Annotated in this window: 17 protein-coding genes and 2 tRNA genes; 10 read left to right on the top strand and 9 right to left on the bottom strand. The window is 66.8% G+C overall.

Annotated features, from left to right (window positions below; translation table 11 throughout):
• Positions 1–490: 490 nt before the first annotated feature.
• The 3 genes from ACTVZP_RS07580 (at position 491) to rpsI (ending at position 2553) form a co-directional block, all read left to right on the top strand.
• Positions 491–1279, top strand: a complete 789-nt coding sequence (locus ACTVZP_RS07580; protein WP_443211537.1) for an SseB family protein — start codon at positions 491–493, stop codon at positions 1277–1279.
• 323 nt (positions 1280–1602) lie between these two features.
• The gene (rplM, locus tag ACTVZP_RS07575) at positions 1603–2067 is read left to right on the top strand and encodes a 50S ribosomal protein L13 (protein ID WP_443211536.1); all 465 of its coding nucleotides are present in this window, start codon (positions 1603–1605) and stop codon (positions 2065–2067) included.
• A 3-nt stretch (positions 2068–2070) separates the two neighbouring features.
• Complete coding sequence (gene rpsI, locus ACTVZP_RS07570; RefSeq protein WP_443211535.1) at positions 2071–2553, top strand: 30S ribosomal protein S9; 483 nt, start codon at positions 2071–2073, stop codon at positions 2551–2553.
• A 391-nt stretch (positions 2554–2944) separates the two neighbouring features.
• Here the strand turns inward: rpsI and ACTVZP_RS07565 are convergent, their stop codons facing one another.
• Positions 2945–3172 (bottom strand): DUF1127 domain-containing protein, encoded by a 228-nt coding sequence (locus ACTVZP_RS07565; protein WP_443211534.1) that lies wholly within the window; start codon positions 3170–3172, stop codon positions 2945–2947.
• 84 nt (positions 3173–3256) lie between these two features.
• On the opposite strand from ACTVZP_RS07565, the gene ACTVZP_RS07560 reads away from it, so the two are divergent.
• From ACTVZP_RS07560 to ACTVZP_RS07545, 4 genes are all read left to right on the top strand, one after another.
• Positions 3257–4660: an aminotransferase-like domain-containing protein gene (locus ACTVZP_RS07560; protein ID WP_443211533.1), complete on the top strand. Its 1404-nt coding sequence runs from the start codon at positions 3257–3259 to the stop codon at positions 4658–4660.
• 434 nt (positions 4661–5094) lie between these two features.
• Positions 5095–5982, top strand: coding sequence for an ABC transporter permease (locus ACTVZP_RS07555; RefSeq protein WP_443211532.1), 888 nt, complete (start codon positions 5095–5097; stop codon positions 5980–5982).
• A complete protein-coding gene (locus ACTVZP_RS07550; protein WP_443211531.1) occupies positions 5979–6785 on the top strand; it encodes an ABC transporter permease in 807 nt (268 codons plus the stop codon). The genes ACTVZP_RS07555 and ACTVZP_RS07550 overlap by 4 nt, the downstream gene beginning before the upstream one ends.
• Positions 6782–7879, top strand: coding sequence for an ABC transporter ATP-binding protein (locus tag ACTVZP_RS07545; RefSeq protein ID WP_443211530.1), 1098 nt, complete (start codon positions 6782–6784; stop codon positions 7877–7879). Before ACTVZP_RS07550 ends, ACTVZP_RS07545 begins: the two co-directional genes overlap by 4 nt.
• A 186-nt stretch (positions 7880–8065) precedes the next feature.
• Here the strand turns inward: ACTVZP_RS07545 and ACTVZP_RS07540 are convergent, their stop codons facing one another.
• From ACTVZP_RS07540 to guaA, 8 genes are all read right to left on the bottom strand, one after another.
• Complete coding sequence (locus ACTVZP_RS07540) at positions 8066–8683, bottom strand: TetR/AcrR family transcriptional regulator (protein ID WP_443211529.1); 618 nt, start codon at positions 8681–8683, stop codon at positions 8066–8068.
• Entirely contained in the window at positions 8680–9564 is an 885-nt protein-coding gene (gene ppk2 / locus ACTVZP_RS07535) for a polyphosphate kinase 2 (protein ID WP_443211528.1), read from the bottom strand. Before ppk2 ends, ACTVZP_RS07540 begins: the two co-directional genes overlap by 4 nt.
• Before the next feature lie 41 nt (positions 9565–9605).
• The gene (locus ACTVZP_RS07530; protein ID WP_443211527.1) at positions 9606–10559 is read right to left on the bottom strand and encodes an alpha/beta fold hydrolase; all 954 of its coding nucleotides are present in this window, start codon (positions 10557–10559) and stop codon (positions 9606–9608) included.
• Positions 10549–11466 (bottom strand): homoserine O-acetyltransferase MetA, encoded by a 918-nt coding sequence (metA, locus tag ACTVZP_RS07525; protein WP_443211526.1) that lies wholly within the window; start codon positions 11464–11466, stop codon positions 10549–10551. The genes ACTVZP_RS07530 and metA overlap by 11 nt, the downstream gene beginning before the upstream one ends.
• Before the next feature lie 28 nt (positions 11467–11494).
• Entirely contained in the window at positions 11495–12364 is an 870-nt protein-coding gene (locus ACTVZP_RS07520; protein WP_443211525.1) for an ATPase, read from the bottom strand.
• A 167-nt stretch (positions 12365–12531) separates the two neighbouring features.
• On the bottom strand, positions 12532–13629 hold the full coding sequence (locus ACTVZP_RS07515) for an OmpP1/FadL family transporter (protein ID WP_443211524.1): 1098 nt from the start codon (positions 13627–13629) through the stop codon (positions 12532–12534).
• Positions 13630–13714: 85 nt separating this feature from the next.
• Positions 13715–14602 (bottom strand): DMT family transporter, encoded by an 888-nt coding sequence (locus ACTVZP_RS07510; RefSeq protein WP_443211523.1) that lies wholly within the window; start codon positions 14600–14602, stop codon positions 13715–13717.
• A 391-nt stretch (positions 14603–14993) separates the two neighbouring features.
• Positions 14994–16550, bottom strand: coding sequence for a glutamine-hydrolyzing GMP synthase (gene guaA, locus ACTVZP_RS07505; protein ID WP_443211522.1), 1557 nt, complete (start codon positions 16548–16550; stop codon positions 14994–14996).
• 216 nt (positions 16551–16766) lie between these two features.
• Between guaA and ACTVZP_RS07500 the strand changes: the two genes are divergently transcribed.
• The 3 genes from ACTVZP_RS07500 (at position 16767) to ACTVZP_RS07490 (ending at position 18034) form a co-directional block, all read left to right on the top strand.
• On the top strand, positions 16767–17699 hold the full coding sequence (locus tag ACTVZP_RS07500) for a pirin family protein (RefSeq protein WP_443211521.1): 933 nt from the start codon (positions 16767–16769) through the stop codon (positions 17697–17699).
• A gap of 152 nt (positions 17700–17851) precedes the next feature.
• Positions 17852–17928: transfer RNA gene (locus ACTVZP_RS07495), tRNA-Asp, on the top strand.
• Between the two features lie 29 nt (positions 17929–17957).
• A tRNA-Asp gene (locus ACTVZP_RS07490) sits at positions 17958–18034 on the top strand.
• Positions 18035–18126: the final 92 nt, after the last annotated feature.

Raw genomic sequence — 18126 nt, 5'->3', positions numbered from 1 at the left:
TCGCCAGAATCGGCGAACAGACGCCGCTCTTTGGCTCGAATCGATTCGGATCGCCCATCCGCCATGCATGTGCCCGCGCTTGCCGCGATTTCATGCGCAACTTTCCGCCGAGAGGGTGTGCGGGTGTCCGCGCTCGCGCGAAAGTTGCGCTGCAACCCTCTACCGGTTGCACTTTTAGCCAAAGGGTAAAGGAAGCGTTGACGCAGGGACGTGTGGGATACACAAGTTAAAACACATTATCACTAAGAGTAGTGCCCCAGACTTTTGAACGTAGTCTTTCAGTAACCAACCTATTACGGCAAGAAGACGAAGGGGCGGCGGGAGCGAGCCGCCCCTTCGCTAATTCGGACCGGTTCCAATGGCCCGAAGACCCGCGCAACCCCCTCTCGGGCGTTCACACTGCGATGGCCATGCGCCGTTCAGGTGACCTTGCCGCGGGTGGGGCGAGCCTCTAGGACAGCCCCGTCCCGCACAGGAAGAGGCCAGCGCCATGACCCCGCTCGATCAAGCCCATGCCGCAATGGAGGCCGCGCCGGATGACGATGCAGCCCGCCTGCGCTTCTACGGCAGGCTGGCGGATGGGGAACTCTTCCTGCTGCTCGAGGTCGAGCCGGAGAACGAGACGCTGTCTCCGCAGGTCTTCGACCTCGAGGAGGGGCCGGTCGTCCTGGCCTTCGATCTCGAGGAGCGGCTGGCCGCCTTCACCGGCATGCCCGCGCCCTATGCGGCGCTGCCGGGGCGCGTCATCGCGGGGCTGCTGGCCGGGCAGGGGGTCGGGCTGGGGTTGAACCTGGGCGACGCGCCGTCAGCGATGCTGCTGCCGCCCGAGGCTGTGGAGTGGTTGGCCCAGACGATCGGCCAGGCACCCTCGGAGGAGGTGGCGCGGCCCGAGAGCTTTGCCCCGCCGCGGCTGCCGGATGCGCTGATGCTTGCCCTCGGGGACAAGCTGGCGCGGGCAGGAGGGTTGGCGGGTTGCGCGACGCTCGCCTCCGTGCACTACGACGACGGCCGGGATGGCCACATGCTGGCCTTTACCGACGCCTCCCCTGGTGCGCGCCTCGCTCTTGCGCGGGCGGTCTCCGAGGCGCTGACCTTCTCTGGGCTGGACACGGAGACGCTGGACGTGGCCTTCCTGGACAGCGGTGAAGCGGCCGAGACCGCCATCTCGCGCGTGGGTCACCGCTTCGACCTGCCCGTTCCGAAGATGCCCGAACTGCGCGAGGAGCACATTCCTGCCGCGCCGGGAATGGACCCGGAGAGACCGCCGATCCTCAAGTGAAATCGCCATGCGCCCCGGCATCCGTGACCCTTGAACGCACGTCCGGGTGTGGCCTTGCGATGCCGCAGCCTTTCCGTGGCGGATCGCCTGACTCCCAAGGCGTCCGCAGCGGGCACCATCGGCGTCGCGTGCGTGGAGGAGCAGGCGGAAATTATACCGCTGCGGCAGCATGTTGATGTGGGGTATGGAGATACCTTTTTTGTAAGTCATTGTATGTGCAATACAATATCGACCTCTCGCCCCTTGACGCGACGAGCGAAATGCCGGAAACAGCCGCATCCGAATTCGCGGGGGCTTCCCTCGCTCCATTCCAGGGATTCCCGATGAAAACCTTCACCGCTACCCCGGCGGATATCGAGAAGAAATGGATCCTTATCGACGCCGAAGGCGTCGTGCTGGGCCGTCTCGCCACGATCGTCGCCAACATCCTGCGCGGCAAGAACAAGCCGACCTTCACCCCCCACATGGACATGGGTGACAACGTCATCGTCATCAACGCCGACAAGGTGCAGATGACGGGCAAGAAGCGCACCGACAAGCGCTACTACTGGCACACCGGCCACCCGGGCGGCATCAAGTTCCGCACGGCCGAGCAGGTTCTCGAAGGCGCGCATCCCGAGCGCGTGGTGATCAAGGCCGTCGAGCGCATGATCTCGCGCAACAGCCTCGGCCGCCAGCAGATGACCAATCTGCGCGTCTATGCCGGTGCCGAGCATCCGCACGAAGCGCAGCAGCCCACCGTTCTCGACGTTGCGTCGCTGAACCCGAAGAACACCCGGAGCGCGTAAGCCATGTCCGACATCAAATCCCTCGACGATCTGAAATCGGTCGTTGGCGACGCCCCGGCGGCCGAAGTCGCCGTCGCGCGCGAGCCGGTCCGTGACTCGCTCGGCCGCTCCTACGCCACCGGCAAGCGCAAGGACGCGGTGGCCCGCGTCTGGATCAAACCGGGCTCGGGCAAGGTCTCGGTGAACGGCAAGCCGATGGACGAGTACTTCGCCCGTCCGGTGCTGCAGATGATCCTGCGCCAGCCCTTCAAGGTGGCCAATGTCGAAGGTCAGTTCGACGTGATGGCGACCGTGGCCGGCGGCGGGCTCTCGGGCCAGGCCGGTGCGGTGAAACACGGCATCTCGAAGGCGCTGCAACTCTACGAACCCTCGCTGCGCGCTGCGCTCAAGGCCGCGGGCTTCCTGACCCGCGACAGCCGCGTCGTCGAGCGGAAGAAGTACGGCAAGGCGAAGGCCCGCCGGAGCTTCCAGTTCTCGAAGCGCTGATCTCATCGCGTCACGTCGTTTGGGAAGGCCCGCGCTTGCGCGGGCCTTTGTCATTCTCTCCCTCCGGCGTCGCGCCATTCGGTCTCTGTGTGGCTCACGTCAAGCTCCCGACAAAACGGATCTCTCCAGAGCGCACCACCCGCGCGCAGGAGGCGGATCTGGCCCGCGACAGGGCGAACCGGGGCCGACGAGCCGGGAGAATCATCTTTTGTGCTCATGGGGGCGCTTTGAGACGATGCTCGTTCGAGCCAGTCCGGTTCGAGGGATGCGATTGAGCACGCCCGAGGCCGGCGATGCGCCAAGGCCGACCCTGCTCGGAGAAGCCGGACGAAGGGGGAAAAAAGAGAGGCCGGGCGGAGCCCGGCCTAGTCATGGGGACCTGTTGACGGGCTTACCCCCGCCAGAATGGCTTCGAGGCCTCGATCTCGGCTGCACGCGCCGTCAGCCCGATGTCCCGCAACAGATGCGGATCGAGCCGGGAGAGGCCTTGGCGCGTGTGACGGCGCTCCTCCCAGCGGAGCACCACGAGGCCCAGATTGAACAGCATGCGCGCCAGCGGCGGCATGGAGCGGTTCAGTTTGAAGGCGTCAGGCGGGGTCTGCGGGATCGCGCGAGTCATCTTTGCACCTTTGTATTGATACAATCCTCTACATAAAGTAATGATACCATACAATGACAGCGCAAACTGCTCCAGAGGAACATTGTGACTGATACAATATGGCGTCCAGACCTCGCACAATTTCCCGGCCCGAAGTATCTGGCGCTGACCCGCGCCCTGCGCGAGGCGATCCGCGACGGCACGCTGACGCCGGGCGGGCAGCTTCCGACGGTGCGGGATCTTGCCTGGGCGCTCTCGGTCACACCCGGCACGGTCTCGCGGGCCTATCAGCTCGCAACGCAGGAGGGGCTGCTCGCAGCAACCGTCGGGCGGGGCACCTTCGTCGCCGCGGCCGAGCCGCGCCTCGGGCCGACCCAATCGCTCTTTGTCGAGCGCGATCCCGAGGAGGCCCCGGGCCTTCTCGATCTCCGTTCGCCGCAGTTGCCGGACGTCGGCCAGATGCAGCTCTTTTCCGAGGCGCTGAGGCGCGTGGCGGGCGATCTAGGATCGGACTGGCGCGACTATCCAACCCAGCGCGAGGAGACCGCGCTCAGGCAGGCGGTGGTCGACTGGCTCGCCGACCGCGTGCTTGGCCCGGTCGGGCCTGAGGACATGGCCCTCACGCATGGCGGACAGAGCGGTATTGGCCTCGTCATGCTCTGCTGCCTGAGAGGCGACCGGCCCGTCGTGCTGACCGAGGAACTGGCCTATCCGGGCTTCCGCCACGCGGCGCGGCTTGCTCGGGCCGATGTTGTGGGGGTGGAGCTCGACCAGGACGGGCTGCGGCCCGACGCGCTGGAGGCCTGCTGCCGCAAGCACGGTCCGCAGATCCTCTGCGTCACGACCGAGGCGCAGAACCCGACCGCCGTCCGCATGTCCGAGCAGCGGCGCGCCGAGATCGTGGCCGTCGCGCGCCGCCATGAGCTGCAGATCATCGAGGACGATTGCTACACCGTGGCGGAAAGCTCGCTTCCCTCGATGCGGGCACTCGCGCCCGAGCGCACGTGGTATGTCGGCAGCCTGTCCAAGACCGTTTCGGCGGCCCTGCGCTTCGGCTACATCGTCTGCCCGACAGGCCGTGGCGAGACGGGACGGCTGACCGCGCAGCATGCGTTCTTCGCGCTCGGCCGGCCGGTCTCGGACCTGTGCCTCGACCTTTTCCAGAGCGGACAGGCCTCGGAAATCCGTCGCCGCGTGCAGGGCGCCTTCAGCGACCGGCTGCAGGCGGTCGTGAACGGACTTGGCGCGCATGATCTGTCCTGGCAGCCGGGCCTGCCCTTCGTGTGGCTGCGCCTGCCAATCGGATGGCGAACCTCGACCTTCACCCGAACCGCAGAATCCGAGGGTGTGCTGCTGCGCTCGGCTGACGAATACGCGCTGGTGCACGGCCGGTCCCCGAACGCGGTGCGGCTCGCCATCGCGGGGCAGGTGCCGCGAGCCCGGCTGGAAGCGGCGGTGGACCGGTTGTCGCGGCTGCTCGCCTCGCCCCCGTCGGAGCTTCCGATCTAGACGCCAGCACGATGAGCCGGGCCGGCCCCGGGATCTGATGCCGGGCCGCTGCCCGAAGTGAAGCCTCTTGGTCCGGAGCGGACGCAGGTCGTGAAGTTCACAATCCGCCAGCGACACACCGGACGCGTCCACCCTTGCCGCCGCAACGGGGCTGGCAACGTGTCACAACTGCCTTTCCGTTGTGCAGTGACGCTGCCTGATGGGCAGCCGGATCGCATGTCATGACTTCCAAACTTCATGTGGCGGTCAAGGATTGGTCGGAAAGCACTTGCTAGAAAAAGGAAAAGCTATCTTCCGTTTGACTGCCCCTTGTCCTTCGTCTGCAGGCCGATCTGCTCAACCTTAGGGCAACCGGCGAGGTGTCCCGTGTCGAAGGTCTTTCCTTGGCTTTCGAGCTATGCAAGAACTTCAAGGCACGGCGAAGCGGGGGCGCGATGGAGCAGGAAACGCGGTGGAATCGCTTTCGGCGATCCGAGGCGGCTCATGGCTATCTTCTCGTGGGACCTCCTGCCCTTTACGCGATCCTTCTGTTGGCCGCTCCTCTCGGCACGATCGCGGTCTACAGTTTCCTCACCGACGGCTACCTCGAGATCGTCCGCGAATTCACGTTGGCCAACTATCACGAGGCCTGGACGAACGAGCTCTACCGGACCGTGATGCTGCGCTCGCTGGGGGTCGCCATGGCGGTCACGGCGGTCACGGTGCTGCTGGCCTTTCCGGTGGCCTATTTCGTCTCGTTCCATGTCGTGCCCGAGCGCAAGTCGCTCTGGCTCTTCCTGATCACCATTCCGTTCTGGACGAGCTACCTGATCCGGGTCTTCCTCTGGAAGGTCATCCTCGGCTTCAACGGGGTGATCAACTCGGGCCTTCTGGGCCTCGGCATCATCGACGAGCCGCTGACCTTCATCCTCTACAACGTGAATGCGGTCGTCATCACGCTGGCCCACGCCTATGCGCCCTTCGCGATCCTGCCGATCTTCGTGGCGCTCGAGAAGATCGACCGGGCGCTGCTCGAGGCGGGACAGGATCTGGGGGAATCGAAGCTGCTGACCTTCTGGCGCGTGACGCTGCCGCTGGCCATGCCGGGCGTGATCGCCTCGGTCCTGATCGTCTTCATCCCGACCATCGGCGACTACGTGACGCCGCAGCTGGTGGGCGGGCCCGAGGGGCGGATGGTCGCGAACCTGATCCAGCTCCAGTATCTGAAACTCGACAATTACCCGCTCGGATCGGCGATCGCCGTTTCCGCCATGAGCATCGTGACGGTGGTGAGCCTGATCTTCCTGTTCCTGAACCGCCGCTTCCTCCGGGGGCCGAAATGAAGGGGAACGGGTTCCGGATCTACGCGCTGGCCTATCTGCTCTTCCTCTATGCGCCGATCATCCTCCTGCCGCTCTTCGCCTTCAACGAGGGGACGGTCATTGCCTTCCCGCTGACGGGCTTCAGCACGAAATGGTTCGTCGAGGCGGCGAACCAGCCGACGCTGTGGCAGGCGGTGAAGAACAGCCTGATCATCGCGGGATCGGCGTCCGTGATCTCGACCACGCTCGGCGTCTTCGCGGCGCGTGCCTCGACGCGCTACCAGTTTCCCGGGAAGGGCGGCGTCATGGGTCTGATCATGCTGCCGCTGGTCCTGCCCGAGATCATCGTCGCGGTGTCGCTGCTCGTGGTGCTGCTGGGTCTGGGGATCAACCTCACGATCTTCACGGTGATCCTCGGCCATGTGCTGATCTGCACGCCCTTCACCATCGCGATCCTGTCCTCGGCCTTCCAGTCGCTCGACCGCTCGCTCGAGGAGGCAGCCTACGATCTGGGCGAGACAGCCATCTCGACCTTCCGCCTCATCATCCTGCCGCTGGTCATGCCGGGGATCATCTCGTCGCTGCTGATCTCCTTCACCATCAGCCTCGACGAGTTCATCATCGCCTTCTTCCTCGCGGGAACCGAGCCCACGCTGCCGATCTACATCTTCTCGCAGTTCCGCTTCCCGCAGGCGGTGCCCGTCATCATGGCGCTCGGCACGGTGCTCGTCGCCTGCTCGATCGTGCTGCTCGCCAGTGCCGAATATTTCCGCCGTCGTGGCCTTGCCCGTTCCGGCGCCAAGGATACCGGAGGCTTCCTGTGACCGCTGCCGCGAAACCCACGATGATCGAGTTCCGCGACGTCCACAAATACTACGGGGACTACCACGCGCTGCGCGGCATCTCGGCCACGATCCGGGCGGGCGAGTTCTTCTCGCTGCTCGGGCCCTCGGGCTGCGGCAAGACCACGCTTCTGCGCACCATCGCGGGGTTCGAGGAGATCTCGTCGGGCGTGGTGCTGATCGACGGCAAGGACACCAAGGGGGTGCCCGCAAACAAGCGGCCCACCAACATGGTGTTCCAGAGCTACGCGATCTTCCCGCATCTGACGGTGGCGCAGAACGTGGGCTTCGGCCTGCGCCGCGCGAACCTCTCGAAGGAGGAGACGACGCGGCGAGTGGCCGAGGCGCTCGAGATGGTGGGGTTGCGCGGCTACGGCGCGCGGGCCGCGCATGCGCTCTCGGGCGGGCAGCGGCAGCGGGTGGCGCTGGCGCGTGCGCTGATCCTGAAGCCCAAGGTGCTGCTGCTGGACGAGCCGCTCTCGGCGCTCGACAAGAAGATGCGCGAGCAGATGCAGGTCGAGCTCATCAAGCTGCAGCGGCAGGTGGGGATCACCTTCATCCTCGTCACCCACGACCAGGAAGAGGCGCTGGTCATGTCCGACCGGATCGCCGTCATGTTCGAGGGCGAGATCGCGCAGCTCGCCGACCCCGAGACGCTCTACCGGCGGCCGAATTCCCGCAAGGTCGCGGACTTCATCGGGACGATGAACTTCCTGCCGGCGCGGATCCTGAGCGAGACCGCGCAGGGGATCGAGGTCGAGGCGCAGGGCCTCGGCCGGGTGCTGCTCGACGCAGCTCAGGCGCCGGGTGCTTCCGGCGGGACGGGCGCCTCCGTCGGCTTCCGGCCCGAGACGGCAACCATCCTCTTCGAGGGGCAGAAGGGCGATCGCGAGGCGATGGGGACGATCGAGGAGGTCGTCTACTACGGCGACATGACCTATTACGACATCCGCCTCGACGGCACCGAGGCTCCGGTCCGCCTTTCCATGCGCAACGTCTTCGGGCGCGCCGTGCTCGACATCGGCGCCCGCACCCGCATCGGCTGGAGCCCGGGGGCGCTCGTCCTCTTCCGCTGAGAGCGGACGGCCTCCGGGCAAGGGATCATGGGCGGCCCTGACCAGCCGGGAGTGACGGCCGCGTGCCGTCCGATCCGGACCCGCTGCGCTGTGGAACGGCCGGGGGCTGTCTGCCCCCGGACCCCCGAGGATATTTGGGCAGAGTGAATAGCCAGGCCGCAATTGCGGGTGCGGGAGCAGCGCTGGTCAGGCGTCGGGAGGCAGGAGGCCCAGCCCGCGGAGGTAGATGCCGATGCCGGCCTCGAGCAGGTCCTCGGGCGGGAAGGGTGACTTGGCACCGGGCGAACCGCGGGTGAAGAGTTCGACGACGCCATGGCTCATCGCCCAGATGTGGGCCGAGAACATCGCCGGCGGCGGGCGCTTCTCCGGTGGGATGTGCTCGGAGAGATGGGTCGCCGCGCGCTCGAGGACGTCCCGTGCCTTTTGGGCTGCGGCCGCAAGGTCGGGGTTCGACTGGAGCGAGATGCCGCTTTCGAACATCGCCATGTAGTGGCCGGGATACTTTCGGGCGAAGGCAAGATAGGCGCGCCCCGTCGCCTCGAAGGCGGCCAGCGCCGAAGGGCGGCCCTCGTCATAGGCGTAGTCCATGAGCGCGCCGAAGATCTCGTAGCCCTGCCGCGCCGCCTCGGCGATCAGCTCGTCGCGCCCGGCGAAGTGGCGGTAGACGGCGGCGGGCGTAACGTCCGCGGCCTTGGCGGCTTCGGACAGGGTAAAGCCCTGCGGTCCCTTCTCGGTGATGAGCGAGAGCGCCGCCTCGACCAGGGCCTGGCGGAGATTGCCGTGATGGTAGCCGCGCTTGCTCATCCCTTCTGGCGACCGTCGCTCCAGATCTCGGGGCCGCCGCAGATGGCAGGATCCGGGATGCCGATCACATCGTCCCGCCGGCCGTCGAACTCGACCGCCCGGAGGATCGTCTGGATCGCCGCGATCCGGGCGCGCCGCTTGTCATCCGACCGGATCACCGTCCAGGGTGCGTTTCCAAGATGACTCCGGCGCAGCGTCTCCTCGATGGCGGAGCTGTACTCCTCCCATTTCTTCAGGCCCTCGATGTCGATCCACGAGAGCTTCCACTGCTTGAGCGGATCCTGCTCTCGCGCAAGGAACCGGCGGAGCTGCTCGGCGCGGCCGACGTTGAGCCAGAGCTTCACGAGGGTGATCCCGTCCTCGACGAGCATCTCCTCGAAGCCGGGAAGCTGGCAGAAGAAGTGCTCGCGCTGGCGATCGGTGCAGAAGTCGAACACCTTCTCGACCACGCCGCGGTTGTACCAGCTGCGGTCGAAAAGCGCGATCTCGCCCTTGGCGGGAAGCTTGTCGACGTAGCGCTGGAAATACCACTGTCCGGCTTCGCGGTCCGAAGGCGCGGGCAGCGCGACCACGTTGGCCACGCGCGGATTGAGGTTCTCGGTCACGGCCTTGATCGTGCCGCCCTTGCCCGAGGCGTCGCGCCCCTCGAAGACGACGACGATCCGCTGGCCGGTCTTCTTGACCTCGGCCTGCAGGCGGACGAGTTGGGCCTGCAGCCCCTCCATCGTCTCGGCATAGACCTTCTTCTTCAACTCCTCGCGATAGGGATAGGAAGCTTCGAGGATATCGTCGCCGGAGGCGCCCTTGATCGCCTCGCGGATATTTCGCGGGGCCTCCTTGCGGTAATAGTGGCTGATCGCCCCGTCGAACGGCAGCTCCATCGGGTCCTCCCTGTCTGGCGCCAGTATGGCCAAGCCCGCGTTCAGCGCAATCCGGCGCGGATCGCGGCGCGGTCGATGGCGGCGGCCACCGCGTCCGGGGCGACCTGGTGCGGCATGTGGCCGATCCCCGGGAGGATGGTGACATGCGCACCGGGGATGAGCTTGCCGAGCGGTTGCGCGTGGATCTCGGCAGGCACCACCTGGTCGGCGTTGCCGTGGAGGATCTCGACCGGCATCGGCAGCTTCGGGTAGTTCGGCTCCATGAGCTTGAGATAGGGCTTGAGGCCGGTGACCTGCCGCGCGTTGACCCGGAAGCTCTCGCGACGCAGCGAGAGCCCTACGCCAAAGTACTCCGCGTAGCCGGGCGGCACCTTCTGGGGCGCGAAGATCTGGCTGACCACGCGCTCGGCCCGGTCGGTCGAGACGAAGGCCGAGATCAGCGGCACCACCGCAGCCTGGCCGAAGTTGCTCGAGGTCAGCGAGTAAAGCGGGCCGAGATCGCCCGGCCAGGGCATGACCGCGCCCGAGACCGTGACGATGGCCGCAGTATTGCCGGGATCGCGCAGACCCCAGGCCAGTGCCACGGCTGCGCCGTAGGAATGGCCGAGCACGATCGGCCGCTTCACGCCGAGCTGGGCCGCGGCCTTGCGCAGCAGGTCCGCCTGCACGAGCGGGCTCACGCCGTCCGGGCCGATGTCGTCCGACCAGCCGAGGCCCGGCCGGTCGAAGGCGATCACCCGGTAGCGGTCCTTCATGCGGTCCACGAAGGAAAAGGTGAAATCGCGGGTCGATCCCGAGGCGCCGTGGATCAGGACGAGGTCCGGCCCATGGCCCTCGACATGAGCGTGGACGGTGTGGCCCTCGACGTCGAGGAGTTGCCCCGTCGGCGGATAGGAAGCCTCGGCCACGGCCTCGCGGTCGGCAGCGCGCTGCGAGACGGCGGCTCCGCAGCCGCCGAGGGCGAGGGTTCCGGCGATGAGGAAGCTAACGGCCAATCTGCTGAATGTCATATGGAGTGGACTGATAGATCTCGTTGATCCAGTTCCCATATAGGAGGTGCGCGTGGCTTCGCCACCTGTTGAGCGGCGGCTTCGACGGATCGTCATCGGGATAGTAGTTCGCCGGCACGTTGATCGGCTTGCCGTTCGCCACGTCGCGGTCGTATTCCTGCTTCAGCGTGTCGCTGTCGTATTCGAAGTGGTTGAAGATGTAGAGGGCGCGGTGCGCGGCATCCTCGACGAGACAGGCGCCCACCTCGTCCGAGGCGAGCAGCGTCCGGAGGCCCGGGGCCGCGTCGATCTCGGACTGGCGCATCTCGGTCCACCGGCTGACGGGGATGACGAAGTCGTCCGAGAAGCCCCGCAGGTAGGGCGAGACCGGATCCACGTTGCGATGACGGAAGCAGCCGAAGGCCTTCGCCTCCAGCATGTGCTTCTGCACGCCGTGGAAGTGGTAGATCATCGCCATGCCGCCCCAGCAGACGCCGAAGGTCGACTGGACGTTGGTCTGCGTCCAGTCCATCACCTCGCAGAGCTCGTCCCAGTAGGTGACATCGGTGAAGTCGAGATGCTCGATCGGCGCGCCAGTGATGATGAGGCCGTCGAACTTCTCGTGCTTCACCTCCTGGAAGGGGCGGTAGAACGCGGCCATGTGCTCGGCGGCGGTGTTCTTCGTCTGGTGCTCGGTCATGCGGATCAGCTGGAAGTCGATCTGCAGCGGCGTGGCTCCGATCAGCCGGGCGAACTGGTTCTCCGTCTGGATCTTCTTGGGCATCAGGTTCAGAAGCCCGATGCGCAGGGGCCGGATGTCCTGCCGGTCGGCCCGTTCCGGCGTCATCACCATGACGCCCTCGCGGGTGAGCACGTCGAAGGCGGGCAGCGACTCGGGCAGGGTGATCGGCATGGTCGTCTCTCTCAGCGGAGGGTCGGTTCTAGGCCTCGGCTCTCGCCCTGTCCAGCGTGCGGGCGATGAGGTCCACGAAGCTCGCGGCATCGCTCGCCTCGGCCACTTCCTCGGCGGTGACGGTAATGCCCCAGCGCGCCATGGCCTCGTAGCGCGGCTGGCGGTGGGCGAGGGCGCGGGCATAGGTCCAGCGGATGAAGTCGTCGGGATCGACCTGATCCTCGGTCAGGCCCTTCTCGACCCGGTATTCCGTCCAGGCGGAATGGAGGAACCCCGGCTGGTAGTACATGGGTTTCGGCGCCTTGTCGAAGCGGCGGACGAGCTCGGCGGTATGCGCCTCGGAGCCCTTGATCCAGACCATGAGCAGGTTGCCGGCAAGATCGGACATCACCGGATCGTTCGGATTGTCCGGGTCCACCACCTCGCAGATCGAGCCGCCCGAGTCGCAGACGAAGTTCTGGTAGCCGTAGATTTCCGTCGCGCGGCGGATGAAGCGGGGCGTGTCATGCAGCGCCGCCACCTCGGCCTCGCGGTGCTGGCCCTGGCGCTCAAGATAGTCGGCGAAGGCCAGCCCGCCTCGGTTCGGGTTGCCCGGCTTGCCGAGGTAGGTCGAGAGCGGGGCAAGATTGTCGAAGGTGATGTTCGACGCGATATAGACCGAGTCGGTCCGCAGCAGTTCGCGCAGGAACGGAACCTTCATCGCCTCGCGCTTGAAATTGTCGGCGATGTGCTCGCCCATGTAGCGCGTGCCGATCCGGTAATCGACCGAGTAGTGGAACCAGTCGCCGCTGTCCCGAAGCAGGGCCGAGACATGGGTCTTGCCAAGACCCGACATGCCGAACAGAAGCACCCGCTTGGCCTGCGCCGCACGCCACTCGGCCCCGGTCCTGTAGATCATCGTTCGTGCCCTCTGCGTCGGATCGCGCCCCTGTTACCGCGCCCGGATCGCCGGTTCACGCGAAAACTGACGGATGCGACGGCGGAGCGCGCGGAGCCGGGTCGAAGGTCCGGAACCTTCGGCCGTGGTTTGCCGGGGCCGGCCTGACCGTGCGGCCCCGACGTGGATCAGAACTTGTAGCCGACCCGGATTCCGACAGCCAGAGCGTCGTTGTCCTCGAACCGGGCGGTCGATCGTGTCACCGCATCGCCGAGCATGACGTATCGCACGCCTCCGGTGATCTCCATGCGGTCGAGCGTGTAGGTCGCACCGACACCGATGGAGGTGTAGCCATCGTTCGGGCCCAGGTTCCCGGTGAGATCGTCCGTCTGCGGCTCGTAGGACACGGTGACGGCGCCGGACCAGGCCTCGTTGAACTTGCGACCAAGCCCGAGCGTGTAGGTGATGCGGTCGGAGTCGTATGCCACCAGCGGGGTGGTCGGGAAGAGGGAGCTGTAGATGGGGGGGTTGATCAGGAACGCGCTCCACTCCACCCAGCGGATGGAACCAAAGAGCAAGGTGTCCGCGGCGATGCCGGTCTGCGCCTCCAGCATCAGCGACTGCGGCACTTCGGTGTCGAATTCGCCCGACCCGCCGCCCAGCAGATTCGAGTCTTCGGTGTATTCCAGCGTGTGCGTGATCTTCGACTTGTAGGTCAGCGCCACACGCGCCGCGATTTCGGGCTTTTCCCAGGCAACGCCGAGCACATAGCCGAGCTTCCAGTCGCCCTTGGCGTCGAGGTCGTAATCGACGCCGATCGGCGGTGCGATGTAGGACGCAACGTTGATGTGGACGTTGCCCTTGACCTTCTCGGCACGCAGGCCGCCGTGGATCGAGAAATTGTTGTCGAACTTGTAGCGAAGCAGGCCCGTCAGCGCGGTCGAGCGCAACTCGGCCGTCGTTCCACTCAGAAAGTAGGAGCCTCCCGCCGGATAGTCGACATCGGCGCCGATCGGCTGGTCAAGGATCAGAGCAAGATCCATCCGGTCGCCCAGCGGCTGCTTGTAGGCAAGCGCGAAGGTGCTGAAGTCACCGGCCATGTTGCCGGATCCGAAGCCGAAGGCGTTGCCGGAAACCTCGGGATCGACAAAGCCGAAGCTCAGTTCCGCATACCGGCCTTCCTCGAAAAGGATGCCCACGCTCTGCGTCGAGCGCTCGATGTCTCCCGCCGTGGCCGCACCGGCGCCGAGCGCCAGCCCTCCGAGCGCGAGGGTCAATTTTTTCATTGGCGTTCCTCCCCTTGCCAAGTGCAAGTGCATCATTTGGTGACTGCTTCCTTCGGTCAATCTCTGACGCCGCGGAAGGCGTATTTCACCCTGCGTCCTGTGGCCGCCTTGCCCGCCCGGTCGAGCGGATGCTGATCCAGTTCGCTGCAAGAATGATGCCGCCGCCGAGGATGACCATCGCGTCCAGCGGCTCGGAGAAGAGGATCATGCCGAGCATCGCGAAGACCGGCAGGCGCAGGAAATCCACCGTCACCACGAAGCCCGCCGGCGCGAGCGAGAGGGCCTTGGTGAGGCAGAGATGGGCGGAAAGGCCCGAGAGGCCGATCATCAGCAGCCAGACGCTCGAGGCGGGCGTGGGCCAGGTGGTGCGGCCATCGGCAAAGGTGCAGGCGAGCCCGAGGACCGCCTGGATCAGCGTCAGCCAGAACATGATCGAGACGATCGACTCGTGTCGGGTGAGGCGCTTGGTCAGGATGATGGAGCCTGCAAAGAAGATGGCCGAGCCGCCAGCGGCGAGCACGCCCAGGTCCATCTGCGCGAAATCCGGCCGGGCGACGACGAGAATGCCGGCGAACCCGACCACGGTCGACAGGGCACGCATCCGCGTGATGCGTTCCCCCAGAAGCAGCGGCGAGAGGAGGATGACCCAGAGCGGCGATGTGAACTCGAGCGCGATGACCTGCGCCAGCGGGATCATCCCCAGCGCCCAGAACCAGAGGTTCTGCCCGGTGAAGTGACAGAGGTTGCGGACGAGATGGCGGCCGAAATGCGCGGTCCGGACCTCGGCGAGCCTGCCCGCCGACGCGGCCCACGCGCCGACGACGAGAAGGCCGACCAGCGAGCGCCAGGTCATGATCTCGAAGGTGTCGTGCACGCCCGAGACCATGCGCCCCGACACGGCCATGGCCGAGAAGGACGCGATGGCACCTGCCATCCAGAGGGTGGCTGCGGAAAGGTGCTGCTGGGGGGGCATTTCGGAGGTCCGGATCTGGGGCCGGCCACCATCCCCCGCCCGCGGGCTATTGTCCAGACAGGTCCGTCAGGGGCGGTCCCGGAGGCCACCGACGAGCGGGGGCCGTCCGCCCCCGCACCCCCGAGGATATTTGCACAGAGTGAAAGGCGGGAGAGCGCGCGCAGGTTGGCGCCGTGCGGCGAACGGCAGGATCTGTGGGCGCAAGGGGTGCGGGGCGGGGCCGAAAAGGGATGGGAACGCGAGCGGGGCTTGCCCGTGGTGCCGGTCGACAGGCTTGGCATAGGGCCGCGAGAGCCGCCGTTTGTAGCAGACGGGGGCGCCGGAGTGGCACTCGGCCTTCGGACCCCCGGCGGCCGAGGGGGAGGCGCCGCTCAGGCGCCTCCGGCCCGGATCATTCCCACTCGATGGTTCCGGGCGGCTTCGACGTGATGTCGTAGGTCACGCGGTTGATGCCCTGCACCTCGTTGATGATCCGCGTGGCGGTCTCGCCGAGGAAGTCGTGGGTGAAGGGGTAATAATCGGCGGTCATGCCGTCCACGCTGGTGACGGCGCGCAGCGCGCAGGCGTAGTCGTAGGTCCGCCCGTCGCCCATGACACCCACGGTCCGGACCGGGAGCAGCGCCACGAAGGCCTGCCAGATCTCGTCGTAGAGGCCGTGACGACGGATCTGGTCGATGTAGACCGCATCCGCCCGGCGCAGGATCTCGAGCTTCTCGCGCGTGATCTCGCCGGGGCAGCGGATGGCGAGGCCCGGGCCGGGGAAGGGGTGGCGGCCGATGAAGCTCTCGGGCAGGCCAAGCTCGCGGCCGAGCGCGCGGACCTCGTCCTTGAAGAGTTCGCGCAGCGGCTCGACCAGCTTCAGCCCCATCTTCTCCGGCAGGCCGCCCACGTTGTGGTGCGACTTGATGGTGACCGAAGGCCCGCCCGAGAAGCTGACCGATTCGATTACGTCGGGGTAGAGCGTCCCCTGCGCGAGGAAGGTGGCGCCGCCCACCTCGGCCGCGTGCTTCTGGAACACGTCGATGAAGAGCCGGCCGATGGTCTTGCGCTTCACCTCCGGGTCCGAGACGCCTTCCAGCGCGCCGAGGAACAACTCGGTCTCGTCGGCGTGGATCAGCGGCATGTTGTAGTGGTCGCGGAACATCGAGACGACCTGTTCGGCCTCGCCGAGCCGCAGGAGGCCGTGATCGACGAAGACGCAGGTCAGCTGGTCGCCGATCGCCTCGTGGATCAGCACCGCGGCCACCGAGGAGTCGACGCCGCCCGACAGGCCGCAGATCACCTTTGCATCGCCCACCTGAGCGCGGATCTTCGCGATCGCCTCCTCGCGGTAGGCACCCATCGTCCAGTCGCCCTTGAAGCCCGCGAGCTTCACGAAATTCTCGTAGAGCTTCGCGCCGCGTGGGGTGTGGTGCACCTCGGGGTGGAACTGCACGGCGTAGAAATGGCGCGCCGGATCGGCGGTGACGGCGAAGGGGGCGTTGGGCGAGGTGCCGAACACCTGAAAGCCCGGCGCGATCTGCGAGACGTGGTCGCCGTGGCTCATCCAGACCTGCTCGCGCCCGTCCTCGAACCAGCCGTCGAGGATCGCGAGCCGCCCCTCGGACGGCGTGACGAACGCCCGCCCGAATTCCGCGGTGCCGTGGCCGCGTTCGACCTTGCCGCCAAGGCAGTGCATCATCACCTGCTGGCCGTAGCAGATCCCGAGGATCGGCACGCCGAGATCGAAGACGCCTTTCGGCGGCATCGGCGCGCCTTCGGCGAAGACGGAGGAGGGTCCGCCCGAGAAGATCACGGCCTTCGGTGCGAAGCCCTGCAGGAAGGCTTCGGTCACGTTCTGATAGGGGTGGATCTCGCAGTAGACGTTCAGCTCGCGCAGGCGGCGCGCGATGAGCTGGGTCACCTGCGACCCGAAATCGATGATGAGGAGGCGGTCGTGCTGGGTCATGGCGTCCCATAGGCGTGGAACAGTGACTCTGCAAGGGGGTGGTGGCGGTGGCGCGCGCCCGGCCGCACGCGGGAAGGCCAGAGCTGGGGGCGGCGCTGCCCGCGGGCGTGTCGGATGCGGATGATCCTGTGTGCTGCCGCACAGGCTCCGCGCTTACCGGAGGACTGCGCCGGGACGCGGCGGGCGCTATCTTCGCCTTCGGAACAGGAGGACATCATGAGCTGGAATCCCGCCCTCGACCCCGACATTCCGATCGGCGATGCCGTCGATGCCATCGAGACGGTGATCGTGCCGCGCGCCCGCGACCTCGGTGGCTTCGAGGTGCGTCGGGCGCTGCCGTCGCAGGCCCGCCAGATGGTGGGACCCTTCATCTTCTTCGACCAGATGGGACCGGTGGAGCATCTGACGGGGCGCGGCATCGACGTGCGCCCGCATCCGCATATCGGCCTCGGGACTGTGACCTACCTCATGCGGGGACGCCTTCATCACCGCGACAGCCTTGGGACCGACCAGTGGATCGAGCCGGGGGCGGTCAACTGGATGCTTGCCGGCCATGGCATCACCCATTCCGAGCGCACCGATGCGCCGGAAGGGCCGGGCAGCCTCTTCGGCCTGCAGACCTGGCTCGCCCTGCCGAAGGCTCGGGAGGACGATGCGGCCGCCTTCGCTCACGCCGGTGCCGCGGACCTGCCGGAGCTGGAGGGCGAAGGCAAGCGGGTGCGGCTGATCCTTGGGCAAGCCTGGGGCGAGCGGGCGCCGGTCGATCTGCCGGTCGAGGCGATCTATGCCGATGCCGCGCTCGCGGCCGGGGCCCGGCTGCAGCTGCCGCCGGATCACGAGGACATCGGCGCCTATGTGATCGAGGGCTCGGTCAGCGTCGGAGGGCGGACCTTCGAGGCCGGGCGGATGCTGGTGGTGCGCCCGGGAGACCGGCTTGCGCTGACCGCCGGGGACGCAGGCGCGCGGGTCATGGTGCTGGGCGGTGCGGTGGCGGACGGGCCGCGCTGGATCTGGTGGAACTTCGTCGCCTCCTCGAAGGACAGGATCGAGGCTGCGAAGGAGGCCTGGCGCGCGGGAGACTGGGCCCATGGCCGGTTCCGTCTGCCTCCCGGCGACGACGCGGAATTCATCCCGGCGCCGGAGAAGTGACACCGGCCCCGCCCGGACTGTCGCGGGGCGGGCACGGAAGACCGGTGGCCGAGGCGAAAGCTACTTTCACATTTTCGGCGCAGGGGCGCTTGACGGCGCCCGAGAGGCTGCGTAATACCCCCCTCACGTTCGGCGGCGACCGGACGGCGCACGCGGTTGTAGCTCAGTCGGTTAGAGTACCGGCCTGTCACGCCGGGGGTCGCGGGTTCGAGCCCCGTCAACCGCGCCACCGCCCGCCGCCGCCGAACGTGAAAGCGCGCGGTTGTAGCTCAGTCGGTTAGAGTACCGGCCTGTCACGCCGGGGGTCGCGGGTTCGAGCCCCGTCAACCGCGCCACCTTCCTTCAAAGCCATGAACTGCCTGTCACGTTGGTCGTGGCTATGCGTCCGGACCGGTCGCGACGCCGAAGCGGGTGCCGGCCAGGCGGT

The sequence above is a fragment of the Rhodobacter sp. NSM genome (genome assembly GCF_052244495.1).
Taxonomy (GTDB): domain Bacteria; phylum Pseudomonadota; class Alphaproteobacteria; order Rhodobacterales; family Rhodobacteraceae; genus Cereibacter_A.
The sequence above is the reverse complement of the archived record's forward strand: the minus strand, read 5'-3'. Positions and strand labels throughout refer to the sequence as shown.